The organism is Chitinimonas arctica (assembly GCF_007431345.1).
Lineage (GTDB): Bacteria > Pseudomonadota > Gammaproteobacteria > Burkholderiales > Chitinimonadaceae > Chitinimonas > Chitinimonas arctica.
In genome coordinates this window covers 5,010,441-5,024,046 of the sequence record NZ_CP041730.1, presented here as the reverse complement: position 1 = coordinate 5,024,046, position 13,606 = coordinate 5,010,441, and the positions used below count along the sequence as shown (strand labels likewise).

8 protein-coding genes and 2 pseudogenes are annotated in these 13,606 nt (G+C 61.4%); 6 read left to right on the top strand and 4 right to left on the bottom strand.

Translation table 11 applies throughout. The annotated features are described in order from the left end of the window. Positions 1-2: 2 nt before the first annotated feature. The gene (gene cobA, locus FNU76_RS22795; protein WP_144280333.1) at positions 3-755 is read left to right on the top strand and encodes a uroporphyrinogen-III C-methyltransferase; all 753 of its coding nucleotides are present in this window, start codon (positions 3-5) and stop codon (positions 753-755) included. Positions 756-805: 50 nt separating this feature from the next. Here the strand turns inward: cobA and FNU76_RS22790 are convergent, their stop codons facing one another. Both FNU76_RS22790 and FNU76_RS22780 read right to left on the bottom strand, forming a co-directional pair. Beyond that, entirely contained in the window at positions 806-1,021 is a 216-nt protein-coding gene (locus tag FNU76_RS22790; RefSeq protein ID WP_444542074.1) for a PIN domain-containing protein, read from the bottom strand. Positions 1,022-1,170: 149 nt separating this feature from the next. Beyond that, positions 1,171-2,844, bottom strand: a complete 1,674-nt coding sequence (locus tag FNU76_RS22780) for a flagellar assembly protein A (RefSeq protein ID WP_144280332.1) — start codon at positions 2,842-2,844, stop codon at positions 1,171-1,173. A gap of 353 nt (positions 2,845-3,197) precedes the next feature. Between FNU76_RS22780 and FNU76_RS25410 the strand changes: the two are divergent. From FNU76_RS25410 to FNU76_RS25400, 3 genes and pseudogenes are all read left to right on the top strand, one after another. Continuing rightward, positions 3,198-4,019: pseudogene (locus FNU76_RS25410) on the top strand (ABC-F family ATP-binding cassette domain-containing protein); the annotation flags it as partial. Between the two features lie 207 nt (positions 4,020-4,226). After that, positions 4,227-4,538, top strand: a pseudogene (locus FNU76_RS25445) (ATP-binding cassette domain-containing protein); the annotation flags it as partial. A 201-nt stretch (positions 4,539-4,739) separates the two neighbouring features. Beyond that, positions 4,740-5,102, top strand: coding sequence for an ABC transporter C-terminal domain-containing protein (locus tag FNU76_RS25400; protein WP_444542090.1), 363 nt, complete (start codon positions 4,740-4,742; stop codon positions 5,100-5,102). Positions 5,103-5,145: 43 nt separating this feature from the next. On the opposite strand, the gene FNU76_RS22770 is transcribed toward FNU76_RS25400, so the two are convergent. Together FNU76_RS22770 and FNU76_RS22765 are read right to left on the bottom strand one after the other, a co-directional pair. Next, complete coding sequence (locus FNU76_RS22770; RefSeq protein WP_223879148.1) at positions 5,146-5,958, bottom strand: substrate-binding periplasmic protein; 813 nt, start codon at positions 5,956-5,958, stop codon at positions 5,146-5,148. Next, positions 5,921-6,586 carry a substrate-binding periplasmic protein gene (locus FNU76_RS22765; protein WP_179958252.1) on the bottom strand — a complete coding sequence of 222 codons (666 nt, stop codon included), beginning with the start codon at positions 6,584-6,586 and terminating at the stop codon, positions 5,921-5,923. The genes FNU76_RS22770 and FNU76_RS22765 overlap by 38 nt, the downstream gene beginning before the upstream one ends. Positions 6,587-6,829: 243 nt before the next feature. Between FNU76_RS22765 and FNU76_RS22760 the strand changes: the two genes are divergently transcribed. Beyond that, entirely contained in the window at positions 6,830-8,422 is a 1,593-nt protein-coding gene (locus FNU76_RS22760; protein WP_144280329.1) for a peptide chain release factor 3, read from the top strand. A 373-nt stretch (positions 8,423-8,795) separates the two neighbouring features. Next, entirely contained in the window at positions 8,796-13,598 is a 4,803-nt protein-coding gene (locus tag FNU76_RS22755; RefSeq protein WP_144280328.1) for a response regulator, read from the top strand. The last annotated feature ends 8 nt before the right edge of the window (positions 13,599-13,606 follow it).

Genomic DNA, 13,606 nt, shown 5'->3' with positions numbered 1-13,606 from the left:
ACATGTTGCCAAGCAAGGTCACGCTACTCGGCGCCGGTCCCGGCGATCTCGACATGCTTACGCTCAAAGCAGTGCGGGCCCTGGCCCAAGCCGATATCCTGCTGCTGGACGAATTGGCCAATCCCGGCATCGCCGAGCTTGCGCCGCAGGCACGGGTGATCCCGGTCGGCAAGCGCGGCGGTTGCAAGTCCACCCCGCAAGCCTTTATCCAGCGCCTGATGCGGCGCTATGCCCGCCAAGGCAAACGGGTGGTGCGGGTCAAGGGCGGTGAGGTACTGCTATTCGGCCGAGCCGGCGAAGAAATCGCCTTTCTACGGGATGCGGGCCTCGAGGTCGAAATCATCAACGGCATCAGCGCGGGATTGGCCGCCGCCGGCAGCCTGGGTATTTCGCTGACCCATCGCGACCATTGCCAGGGCGTCACCTTTGTCACCGCCCACGCCCAGGACGATGGCGATCCAGACTGGCGCCTGCTGGCCGCCACCGGCACGACCCTGGTGATCTATATGGGCATGAGCCGCCTGGCCCGCATCAGCCAGGCCTTGCTGACAAGCCTGCCGGCCGATACGCCCGCCGCCGTGGTGCAATGGGCCAGCACCCCCCGCGAACGCCGGCTTGTCGGGACGCTGGCCGGCATCGCCGCCCAAGCCCAGGCCGCCGGATTGGGCAGCCCCGCCATCATCCTGGTGGGCAAAGCCATCGCGGAAGCAGCCGAGCTTGCCGTCGCTACGCGAGCCCGCCGCCTATCGGCATAAGAAGCTAAGGAAACAATGATTTAGAGCCGCTAACAAAATTTCTCTACAAATCATGAGGCAATCAAGGAGCAAGCCAGCTTCAGCCGCATGGGATCGGCAAGCTGTTGCATGTGCGGGGAGATAACCCACACAAATTCACATAGGCACGGCAGCGCAACCGTGATCAGCTCGGCGTTGGTCAACACGGCGGCAGCAAGGTCCGCTTGAGCGGGATCGTCGCGCACAACGGCACGCACAAGGACGTTGGTATCGACCGCGACCTTCATTTCTTGCCTGCCCAGCCTTGCGTGGTCGCCTCATTGATTTCTTCGATGGTGGCAACCTTCTGCGTTCTGCCGGCGAGCAGGCCGACAAAGTTGCACCTTGCCACCGATGTCCGCCAAACGATCACGGGGTGCAATATTTCCGTGCATCCCTAACTCAACACCACCTGGTCATCCACCAAATGCACCTTGCCGCCGGGTTTGTCGTCTATCACCTGCAGCAACTTGGGACCGATCTGCAGGTTCACCCCGCCGTGGATGCATTTGGGGGCTTCCACGGTGGCGCCTTCGGCGAATTCCATCTGTTCGGCCAGCTCGGATAGCTTGACGTCCAGCGCCTTGACCTCGGCTTCATACAGGTCGCGGGTGTTTTCCGCTTTTTCGCGCATGCTGCCGACCGCTTTGGCCGGGTTTTGGTCGAAAAAGCTGATCAGCTGCCGTAGCTTGGTCAATTCCTCGACGCGGCGTTTGCGTTGTTGCTCGGTACTGGTCCGTTCCGCATTGAGATAGGGGTTGAAGCCGACCTGCACCAGGGTGGGCACCCCGGAAGGCGAGCCCAGCACCGGGGCGCGGACCAGCAGGCGGGCGCGGGTGTGGCCGCCGATCAGGCTGCCGGTGTTGCCGCCGGGCTTGCCTACCACCACCGTCTCGCCCGCCGTCAGCTCGCTCTGCCTGACGCCGCCTTCGGCCTGGATGGCCTTGCCCGCTTCGATCACCGCATGCTCGATGAACTTTGCCTGGACCGTGCCGCTGCAGCTGATACGGGCGGTTTCCTGCTCGCCTTCGCGCGCTCCGGGGGCGTTCTCCGATTTGCCGATAATGCCCCCCTTGACCACGACGTTGCCGCCCGCCACCACCTCGGCCGCCTCGATGGTGCCGCCCACCACCACGTCGCCGGCTACCCGCACCGACATGCCGGCACGGATATCGCCCTTGACCTGCAGGGTGCCGTCGAAGGTGATATTGCCGGTGGAAAGATCGACATCCTGTACATCCACCAAGGGGTTTACCGATACGCCGTTGGCGGTCAGGGTCGGCGCGCCGGAGATGGTCGCCACCAGCAGATCCGGATCGTTCTCGTCGGGCGTGGAGCCCGCCAGGCTATTGCTGAAAGGCGGATCGGGCAGCAGCTTGGCGGCCACCGGCCGGCCGAAGATATCGGTGCCGTCCTTGCCCTGCACGGCCGGTGTCCGCCGCATCAAGGGCGTGCCCGGATCAACCAGTACCAAGGCGCCCAGGTCGCGGTAATCGACGATATCGCCGTCATCGCTCTCGTGCCGCTGCGTTCTCAGCGCCTCGAGCAAGCCTTCGAAGCGCGCGGGCTGACCCGCTTCCGGCTCGACCCCTTCGGCCAGCAACATTTCCTTGCAATGGCCGGCGGCTAAGGCGGTAGCCAATTCCGCTTCCTTGAGACCATGGGAAATATTGCGCGCCGCGATCGCGGATTTGATCTGTTCCGGCGTAACCGCCTTGCCACCGCGCGGCGCTATCAGGTTCAGCCAGGCACACAGCCGGGTAGGCGACACATTGATCTCGTAGCTGCCGTCCTGCTGGGTTCCTATCACCGCCTCTAGCGGATCGGTAGCAGCCCTGGCCTTTTCGACAAAGGCGCGAATGGCGGCTTCGTCCAGCGCGCATTCGGCCTGGCCTTGGGCTTGCAGCAGATTCAGGATGGCCTGCCGGTCCGGCGGGGTGGCGCGCGCCGGCGCCTCTTCCGCCTCGGCCCCCTCCTCCGCCGGCGTCTCGACCGGAGGAACGTAGCGGCAGGTGAGCTGGCGCGTGTTGCCGTCCAACTGAATGGTAAGGCTAACTGCGATTTCGGCCATCTTGCGCTCCGCTGGGGGTATTTTTATCTATCATAGCTCGCTGATGAAGCTTTTAGTTCAAACACTTATAAACACTTGCTCATGGACGCACTGAAATATTGCGCGTACTCAAATTGCAGCTCAGCACCCGGCAAAGCCGGGCGTTAACGGTCTGTGGCATCTGAAACGCCCCTCGCTTGATTTAGTCCGACTCCCCCCGCCCTCGCCGCCGCGAGGGAGCCTCGCTATCGCTCGTTTGCGCGTTAAAATTATGGGCATTTCAACTCCCCTCACGCGTGTAAACATGCAATGCAGCCCGGCTAAAGCTCCGGTCCCGGTATAATTGCTTCCTTTATGCCCCACTAGAAGCCGCCATGCCCGTTCTGATCGTTGAAAATGCCTGCCTTGCCTTTGGCCACGTGCCCCTGCTCGACCACGCCGACTTCGTGCTGGAGCCTGGTGAACGGGTCGGCCTGATCGGCAGAAATGGGGCGGGCAAATCGTCTCTGCTGAAGGCCATTGCCGGCACCTCCAAGCTGGATGACGGCCAGATCCGCGTTTCCAATTCGGAGCGGGTTGCCTATGTCCCGCAGGAACCGCCGCTCGATCCGGAAGCGACGGTGTTCGAAGCGGTCGCCGAAGGCTTGGGTGATCTGCGCCAGCTGCTGACCGACTACCATGCCGCCGCCCACGACGCCGAGCACGATCCGGCCGCGCTGGACCGCATGATGGACTTGCAGCATGAATTGGAAGCACGCGATGGTTGGCGGCTCGACTCCCTGGTGCAAGGCACGTTGACGCATCTGGGCCTGCCGGCCGACAAGAAAGTCGGCGAATTGTCCGGCGGTTGGAAGAAGCGCGTGGCGCTGGCCCGGGCACTGGTATCCGAGCCTGAGCTGCTGCTGCTGGACGAACCGACCAACCACCTGGACCTGGCCGCGATCGAATGGCTCGAGGGCCTGATCCGCAACTTCCAGGGCGCGGTACTGCTGATCACCCACGACCGGCGCTTCCTCGACAATGTGTCCACCCGCATCATCGAACTGGATCGCGGCAAGCTGACCAGCTATCCCGGCAACTTCAGCACCTATCAAGCCCGCAAGGCCGATATGCTGGCCGCCGAAGCGGTCGAGAACGCCAAGTTCGACAAGTACCTGGCGCAAGAGGAAGTATGGGTACGCCAGGGCATCAAGGCCCGCCGCACCCGCAATGAAGGCCGGGTGCGCCGCCTGGAACAGTTGCGGCGCGATCGTTCGGCCCGGCGCGACCGTGTCGGCAACGTCAACTTCCTGCTGGATCCGGGCGAGCGCTCCGGCAAGCTGGTGGCCGAGCTGGAAAACGTCAGCAAGGCTTACGGCGGCCGCACCCTGATCCGCGATTTCACCACCCGCATCCTGCGCGGCGACAAGATCGGCCTGATCGGCCCCAATGGCGCCGGCAAGACCACCCTGCTGAAGTTGATCCTGGGCGAACTCGCGCCCGACAGCGGCACCGTGCAACAAGGCAGCAAGCAGGAAATCGCCTATCTGGACCAGTTCCGTTCGGCGCTGCCGGAGGATATGGCGATTTGCGACGTGATCAGCCCAGGTAGCGATTTCGTCCAGATCGGTACGGAAAAGAAGCACGTGATCAGCTATCTGGAAGACTTCCTGTTCGCCCCGCAACGGGCGCGCAGTCCGGTCAAATCCCTGTCGGGCGGCGAGCGCGCACGCCTGCTGTTGGCGCGCCTGTTCACCCAGCCGGCCAATATCCTGGTACTGGACGAACCGACCAACGATCTGGATATCGACACCCTGGAGCTGCTGGAAGAGCTGCTGGCCAATTACACCGGCACCGTCTTCCTGGTCAGCCATGACCGGACCTTCCTCGACAATGTGGTCACCCAGGTCATTGCCTTCGAAGAAGACGGCAAGCTGATGGAAAACCCGGGCGGCTTCGACGATTGGATCGCCACCAAGACCCGCATGCAAGCCATGGCCAAGTCGTCGCCCGCCAAGGCGGAGACCAAGGCGGGCGCCGTCGCGGCCGCACCGCGCAATACCCGTGCGGTGAAGATGAGCTACAACGAAACGCGCGACCTGGAACGGCTGCCCAAGGAAATCGAGGCGTTGGAAGCCGAGCAGCGCGGATTGCAGGAAAAGTTGCTGGACCCCAACGTCTATCGCAACGCCCCCACCGATGCGGCCGTATGGCAGGCGCGTATTGAAGCCATCGATCAGCAGGTCCTGGAAAAGATGGGGCAGTGGGAAGCGCTGGAGCAGAAGCGGCTGGGCGAGTAGGGCCGGGTGTTCCCGCGAAGGCGGAGGCGGCGCCAGCCGGTGACTACATCGGCCGCGCACCTCGCACCAGCGGCAGTCGCTTCATGATCCGGGCATATTCGCCATTGCGGCGGATTTCGGCCAGCCCACGGTTGAAATCGGCCAGCAAACGCTGGTAGCCGGGGTTTTTCCGGGCAAAGCCAATATAAAGCGGCATGGTCTGCAAGGGCGGGTCCCGCCACGCCAGATGCGTCAGCGCGCCGGGCAAATTCTCGCGCAGCAGCCAGTCGGCCAAGGCGCGGTCGATCACCACCAGATCGAGCCGGCCGGCGGCCAGTTTCTTCAAATTGGTCAGGTCGTCCACGGCGTCTTCGGTGCGCAGCTGATTGGCCGCTATCTGGGCGGGATTGGCATAGCCGCGCACGGTGCCGACCAACTTGTCGCGCAAGGTAGCCAGGTTATCGACTTTCAGGTTTTGGTCATTGCGGCCGTAGAAGCCGATATGGGTATCCACCAGCGGGTCGGAGTACGCCAGAAAGGCGGCGCGCTCGTCCGAATACCAGACCGCCACCACCCCGTGGTATTTCCCGGCCTGGACCTCCGCCATCAACCGTGCCCAGGGTCGAAACTCCAGCTTGATCTGATGCCCTGAAGAGAGGAAAGCCGCGCGGACAAGCGCGGACAAGGTGCCCTGCTCCGGCAGCTTGCTGGAGAAGTACGGAGGATAGTCGGTGGAAACCAGGGTCAGCACGTCATCGGCGTGAACCGCCGGGCCGAGAAGAGCCAGCAGAAAGAGCGACGCCCGCAGACGCCGCATGGCCGCAGCGAATCGTCCTTCGTTATTGGGCGGCCGCATGGCGTTTGACGATACGGTCATACTCACCATTCCGGCGAATTTCGGCCAAGCCGCGATTGAAATCGGCTAGACGCTTCCGATAATCGGGCCGGCTGCGTGGAATTGCGACATAGAGCGGCATGGTTGCCACCGGTGGTTCCCGCCAGATCAACTTGCCGGCCGCTTCCGGTAATTTGCTGCGTATCAGGTAATCCGCCAGTGTTTTATCGATCAAGGCCAGATCGACGCGGCCCGCCAACAACTTCTTCAGATTGAACAAATCGTCGACCGACAGATCCGTCGTCAGATCGGCCGCATCGAACTCGGGCGGATTGGCATAGCCGCGCACCACCCCAATACGATAACGCTTCAGCCCGGATAATGGTTGTACGGCCAAGCCGGCTTGTTCAACCCGGCCAAAAAAGCCGATCTGATTGGTCCAGAGCGGATCGGTAAAAACCAGGTACTTCTCCCGCTCGGCCTGGTACCAGACCGCCAGCAAGGCATCATGCTGCCCCGTCCGCGCCTCCGCCAAGGCACGAGCCCATGGACGGAACAGGACGGTGCTATCATAACCGGCCGCCTTGAAAGCGGCCTGGGTCAAGGCGGTAAATACCCCCTGCTCCGGCAGATCACTGGCGCAGTAGGGTGGGTATTCAGTGGTGATCAACTGCAAGCGCTCATTTGCCCCGGCGATGCCAAGCCACGGCAGGCAAAATAACAGATGGAGCGCTAAGCGAACTGGACGGGTAAGCATGGTATGAAGGCTAGCTTACACGCTTCACCACGTCAGCCGCCACCGACAAGCGCCTGGAGGCCGTCACCAGGGCAAACTCGACGCTTGCGCATCGACTTTGCGGCGCCACTGGCCTACAATCGCGCCCTTTTCCTATTTGAATTCAGGCTGCTAGCCATGTCGTCCATCGCCCAGGAAGTCGCCCGCCGGCGCACATTCGGCATCATCTCCCACCCCGATGCGGGTAAGACCACCCTGACCGAAAAACTGCTGTATTTTTCGGGCGCCATTCAGATGGCCGGCACGGTAAAGGGCAAGAAAACCGGCAAGTTCGCTACCTCGGACTGGATGGAAATCGAAAAGCAGCGCGGTATCTCGGTTGCCTCCTCGGTGATGCAGTTCGACTACCGCGAGCACGTGATCAATCTGCTCGACACCCCGGGCCACAAGGACTTCTCGGAAGACACCTACCGCGTGCTGACCGCGGTCGATAGCGCCTTGATGGTGATCGACGCGGCCAAGGGCGTGGAAGAGCAGACCATCAAGCTGCTCAACGTTTGCCGCTTGCGCGCCACCCCTATCGTCACCTTCATGAACAAGTACGACCGCGAGGTGCGCGACTCGCTGGAGTTGCTGGACGAGGTGGAGGACGTGTTGAAGATCCAGTGCGCGCCGATTACCTGGCCGATCGGCATGGGCAAGACCTTCCGTGGCGTCTATCACATCCTCAACGACGAAATCCTGCTGTTCTCGCCGGGCGAAGACAAGAATGTGGACGACGTCGAAGTCATCAAGGGCATCGATAACCCGCGCCTGGACGAGCTGTTCCCGCTTGAGATCGAACAGACCCGCATGGAGCTGGAGCTGGTCCGCGGCGCCTCGCACCCCTTCGATCTGCAAGCCTTCCTGGCCGGTACCCAGACGCCGGTCTTCTTCGGCTCGGCCATCAACAACTTTGGCGTGCGCGAAATCCTCAACGCCCTGATCGACTGGGCCCCGGCACCGCAGCACCGCGACGCCACGGCACGCGACGTGAAACCAGACGAAGAAAAATTCTCCGGCTTCGTGTTCAAGATCCAGGCCAATATGGATCCGAAGCACCGTGACCGCATCGCTTTCCTACGCGTTTGCTCCGGCAAGTTCGAGCGCGGCATGAAGATGAAACATCTGCGGCTCGACCGCGATGTGGCAGCCAACTCGGTGGTGACCTTCATGGCCTCCAGCCGCGAGCAGGTCGAGGAAGCCTATGCCGGCGATATCATCGGCGTACCGAATCACGGCAATATCCAGATCGGCGACAGCTTCAGCGAAGGCGAGAAGCTGGCCTTCACCGGCATTCCCTACTTCGCGCCCGAACTATTCCGTACCGTGCGCATCAAGAATCCGCTTAAGGTCAAACAATTGCTCAAAGGCTTGCAACAGCTGGGCGAAGAAGGCGCGGTGCAGGTATTCAAGCCCCTGTCGGGCGCCGATATGATCCTGGGCGCGGTGGGCGTGCTGCAGTACGAAGTGGTCAAGAGCCGCCTGGAGAACGAATACGGTGTGGATGCCGTATTTGAAAACTGCGTGATCCACTCTGCCCGCTGGGTCAGTTGTGAAGACAGCCGCATGCTGGCCGACTTCGAAAAGAACCTGATCCTCAACCTGGCCCGCGATGCAGCCGACAACCTCACCTACCTGGCCCCGAACCGGGTCAACCTGCAGTTGGCGGAAGAGCGCTGGCCAAAGGTGCGCTTCCACGCGACGCGAGAGCATTCGGCCAAGCTGTAATCCGCATTCAGCCCATCAGATGCAGGGTGACTGATTCAGTCGAAAAGACGGCCCGACCAGCAATGGTCGGGCCGTTAACATTTACGGATTGAAACAGAGGAAAAACATCGATTCGGCGCTATCACACCGGTCGATCGCGCGATCTTCTTATAAATGCGGCCAATGGGTCAATTCAACGACTATCTCCCAGTCAACTCGGCTAGGTCGAGCCGACCAAAACATGGCCGGGCCGGTTGGGATTCTAAAGCCGTATAATTACAGTTCCAGCGCATCGAGATACCAAAGCTTTGTCGCGACGTTAAGGGTTACCCTACAAGGTTGGGCAGCGGCCCGCCCGCCATGCTAAATAGAAGTACCAATTTCAGGATTTCTGATGTTGATACCCTATTTGGCCGTCATCGTGCAGTGGCAGCAAAATACTCGCCTTGGCGCCTCCCGAAACCCTAAGGCATGGCTGCGCTGCTTGCTGATATGTATCTATTTGTTGGTAGGCCTACCCCTATTGGCCGAGGAAGACGCGCTCACCTTGACCCCGGCCGAGCGTAACTGGCTGCAGTCCCATGGCCCCTTGCGAGTCGGGCATATTGAGTCGGGCTTTCCCCCATTTGAGCTGACCACGCCGGATGGCGGTTACCGTGGGATCAGTCTTGACTACCTGCAATTGGTCGTCCGTCAGCTAGGTATCGAACCACAGCTGCAACACCTCGCCTTTCCCGGCCGCAACGATGTATTGCAAGCCCTGCGCGAAGGAAGGATCGATATCGCCATGTCGGTCCTCGAAACGCCCGAGCGCAAGGACTATGCGCTATTCAGCGACGGCTATATAAGCAGTGAAGCCATGCTCTTTATCCGCAAGGATGAGCAAGGCATTCGCCGCTTGTCCGACCTGAGCGGCCGGCGCGTGGCGGTGGTGCAGGGTGGGGCGTTGCGTGCCAATCTCGCGCCCGTGCTCGCTCAACTGCAGCACTCCACAATCATCGAGCTACCCTCGATGAGCGATGTCGTGCGCTCCGTGGCCGCCGGAGAAACCGACGCCTGCATCGCCGACCAAATCACCGCCTACTACCTGATAGACCAGTTGCACCTGGTCAATCTCCAGCCGATCAGCCGGGTTGGATTGCCGCCCTATCAGGTTCGCTTCATGTTCCGGAAGGAACTGCAGCCTTTGCAGCTGATGTTCAATCGCGCGCTGCAGGCTATCGGCGATGACCAGCATCGCCAGATCACCCGCTACTGGTTGCCTGGCCTTACACATTTCGATTGGATCGAGTTACTCAAACGCTACTGGCTCGTGCTGACCCTGGTCACCGTCATCGTGCTTCTGATGCTGCTGTCCAATCTATTGCTGCGTCGGCAAATTACCTTGCGTCGCCAGGCGGAAGAGAAATTGGTCAAGGCTTTGGGCGCCGTCAACGAACGCAAGCAGGCTTTCCGTGCCTTGGCCGAGAATTCGCCCGATCTGATCCTGCGATTCGATCTCGATCTCAAGCTCCGTTATTGCAATAAGCCCTTTCAGAACGATCGGATCTGTCTCCCGCCCGATTGGGTCGTCGGATACCGGTTGGGTGAACTGGGTGTCATGCCCGACGAGCGTGTGAAACAGCGTGAAGACGCCGTGCGGCAAGTATTTCAAGACGGCCAGCCATTGCAGGTCACCCTGGAAAATGTCGATGGCCGCTGGTCGGAATGGCGGCTGGCGCCGGAGGTCGATAGCGGCGGTAAGGTGCACAGCGTACTGGTAACCGGTCGCGACATTACCGAACAGCGGCAGCAGGCTCAGGCACTGGAGCAAGCCCGGTCAGACCTGCGTGGCATGGCCAACCACCTGCCGGTAGCGGTATTCCAGTATCGGCAGGAAGCAAACGGCAATGGCCGCTTCCTGTTCATGGGCCCTGTGATCGAGGAGCTGACCGGCCTGACGGCCATGCAGGTCATGGCCGATGCACGATGCTTGCTGGCGCTGGTCGAGCCCGAAGCAAAGACAAGCTTGCTTGGCGTATTCAATACCTTGGCCGAGTCGGCCGACGCACTGCATCAGGAATTCACCATCCAGCACAGCCGCACCCACCGCCGCCAGTACTTGCGCTTCGAAGCGCTTCCCAACCAACGTGCCAACGATGCCATCATCTGGGATGGTTATATCGCCGACATTACCGAGCAGCGCCAAGCAGAAGCCGCGCTAAAGGACACGCTTGCCGAAGCCCAGATCGATAGGGAGCGGCTGACGGTGGCACAGGAGGTCAGCGGCATTGGTGTATTCGATATCAATCTGGAAACCGGTGCTGCCTTTTGGTCACCCCAGATGGAATTGATCCACGGGCTGAAAGTGGGTGAGTTCGGCGGTACGGTCGAGCATATGCGGGCCATGCCGCCGTCGATGCCAATCGGCCAAGGCAGCCAGGTGCGCCTGCTCGACCTGATCGAGCGAGATGGACGGGATTTCAACGGGCTATGCACGCTGACCCTGGCCGATGGCGAGCAGCGCACCTTGTTGATCATGGCCAAGGTCGAGTGCGATGAAGACGGCCGCGTCCGCCGGCTGGTCGGCACCGAGGTCGACATGACCGAGCAGCTGCGCGATAAGGCTGCTCTGGACGAGTACCGCAAGCTATTGCAGTCCTTGCTCGACTACTCCCCTGCCGTTATTTATATCAAGGATACAGCTGGGCGCTACAAGCTGGTCAACCACGTCTGGTGCCAGGTTACCGGTTTGTCCATCGAGCAAGCCATCGGCGCGAGCGATTTTGAATTGTTGCCGGCTGCAACGGCAGTGGAACTGGTCGCCAACGACCGCCAGGTCATCACCAGCGGCACCAGCCAATCCAGCGAGGAGCATATCCCGCAAGCCGACGGGACGATGCATACCTATCTGTCCTATAAATTCCCGGTACGCGATAACAACGGTCAGGTTATCGCCATCGGCGGGGTATCGTCCGATATCACCGAAATCAAGCAAGCCCAGGCTGCCATGCGCGAAGCCAAGGAACTGGCCGAGCAATCGACCCAGCTGAAATCTGATTTCCTGGCCAATATGAGCCACGAAATCCGCACGCCGATGAACGCCATCATCGGGTTCAGCAGCCTGGCGCTGCGTACCGGGCTGGACCCGCACCAACGGGACTATGTCGAAAAAATCGGCCAGGCTGGCCAGCACCTTCTGGGCATCATCAACGATATTCTCGACTTTTCGAAGATCGAGTCGGGCAAGCTGGCGGTAGAAGCGAATCTGTTCGAACTGGACAATGTGCTCGACAATGTCGCCAACCTGATTGCCAGCAAGGCCCATGAGAAAGGGCTGGAACTCCTGTTCGATGTCGCGGCCGACGTGCCGCGCTACCTGATCGGCGATCCGCTGCGACTGGGCCAGATTCTGGTCAACTACGTCAGCAATGCGGTCAAATTCACGGAAGCGGGCGAGGTCGAAATCGGCATCCGCCTCGTCAGTGCCCGCGCGGAAGTCATACAGCTCCGTTTTGCGGTGCGCGATACAGGCATCGGTTTGACCGAGGAACAACAGGCCAAGTTGTTCCAGAGCTTTCAACAGGCCGACGGTTCCATTTCGCGCAAGTTCGGTGGTACCGGCCTTGGCCTGGCCATCTCCAAGCGACTGGCCGAACTGATGGGCGGGGAGGTCGGCGTCGCCAGCCAACTCGGCGAAGGTTCGACGTTCTGGTTCACCGCCCAACTCCAGCCAGCGCCGGCCGATGCGCTCATGCCGCCCCCGACCGTGGCCCTGCAGGGGCGCCGCATGCTGGTGGTCGATGATCATGCCGCCGCCCGCGCGGTCCTGAGCCATTTGCTCGATAGCCTGGACATACAGGTTGATGTTGCTGCATCGGGTAACCAGGCGATCCACGCGATTACCCAAGCGGCGGTACAGGGCCAGCCCTATGATGTAGCGCTGATCGATTGGCAGATGCCGGAGCTGGACGGCATCGAAACCGCCGAAGCAATTGCCGCATTGGCCCAGCCCCGCCCGCCCCAACTGGTACTGGTCACGGCCCATGGCCGCAGCGATGCCCAAGCGGTTGCCGAGGCGGCGGGATACCGTGCGGTGTTGGCCAAGCCTGTTACCGCCGCGACCTTGTATGACGTACTGAGCCGTCTACTGGGCGGGGCACACCCGCTATCCCGGCACTCCCAACCCAATGACAACGACGCTCCGCCGGCACTACACGGCAAACGGTTGCTGCTGGTGGAAGACAACCTCCTGAATCAGCAACTGGCGCGTGACCTGCTGCAGGAGACCGGCCTGCAAGTCGATATCGCCAGCGATGGCGCCGAGGGTGTGGCGATGGCGCAAACCCAGCCCTACGATCTTATCTTGATGGACATGCAGATGCCGGTACTCGATGGCCTGGCTGCTACCCGCCAGTTGCGGACCCTGCCTGCGCTCGCCACGCTACCCATCATTGCCCTTACCGCCAATGCCCAGCCTGCCGACCGAGAACGCTGCCGGCAGGCAGGGATGAACGACTACCTGAGCAAGCCGATCGAGCCGGCCACGCTATGGCAAGTGCTGCGGCGCTGGCTCAAGCCCGCCGACGACGCGCAGGCAGCGCCGACGGAACCGGTGGCGACGGGTATCTTGCCGGATAGCATCCCTGGACTGGACATGCAGGCTGGACTGAGGCGGGTACTGGGCAAGCCGGATCGCTATATCGACCTGCTACGGGGCTTTGTGACCAGCCAGGCCGATGCGATGAAGCAAATTGACGCGGCCTTGCAGCAGGGTGACGCTGCAACAGCCCAACGGGTAGCACACACCCTCAAGGGCCTGGCCGGCAATATCGGTGCCGGCCTGTTAAGCCGTCAGGCGGCTGCGGTCGAGACCGCCCTGCGCGCTGGTCAATCCGCCGAGGCCGAGCAGGCCGAGCTGAGCAAGGGCTTGGCTACTCAGATCGATGCCATCGAAGCGATATTGCCTGTGCCGGCATCTCCCTCGGCCACGATCGGCTCGTTCGATCCCCTCGCATTCCTGGCCGTACGCAAACAATTGATGGATCTGCTGGCTGCCGACGACGCACGCGCCGATAGGCTGCTACGCGAGCACGAGGCCTTGCTGTCCGCCGCGCTGCCCGAGGCTTTCCCGGCTATCCATACGGCTATCCGTCAATTTGACTACGAGACTGCCCTGGCCCTGCTATCCGCCAGCGAAGCCACGCCCCTACCGTGAGGAGTCCT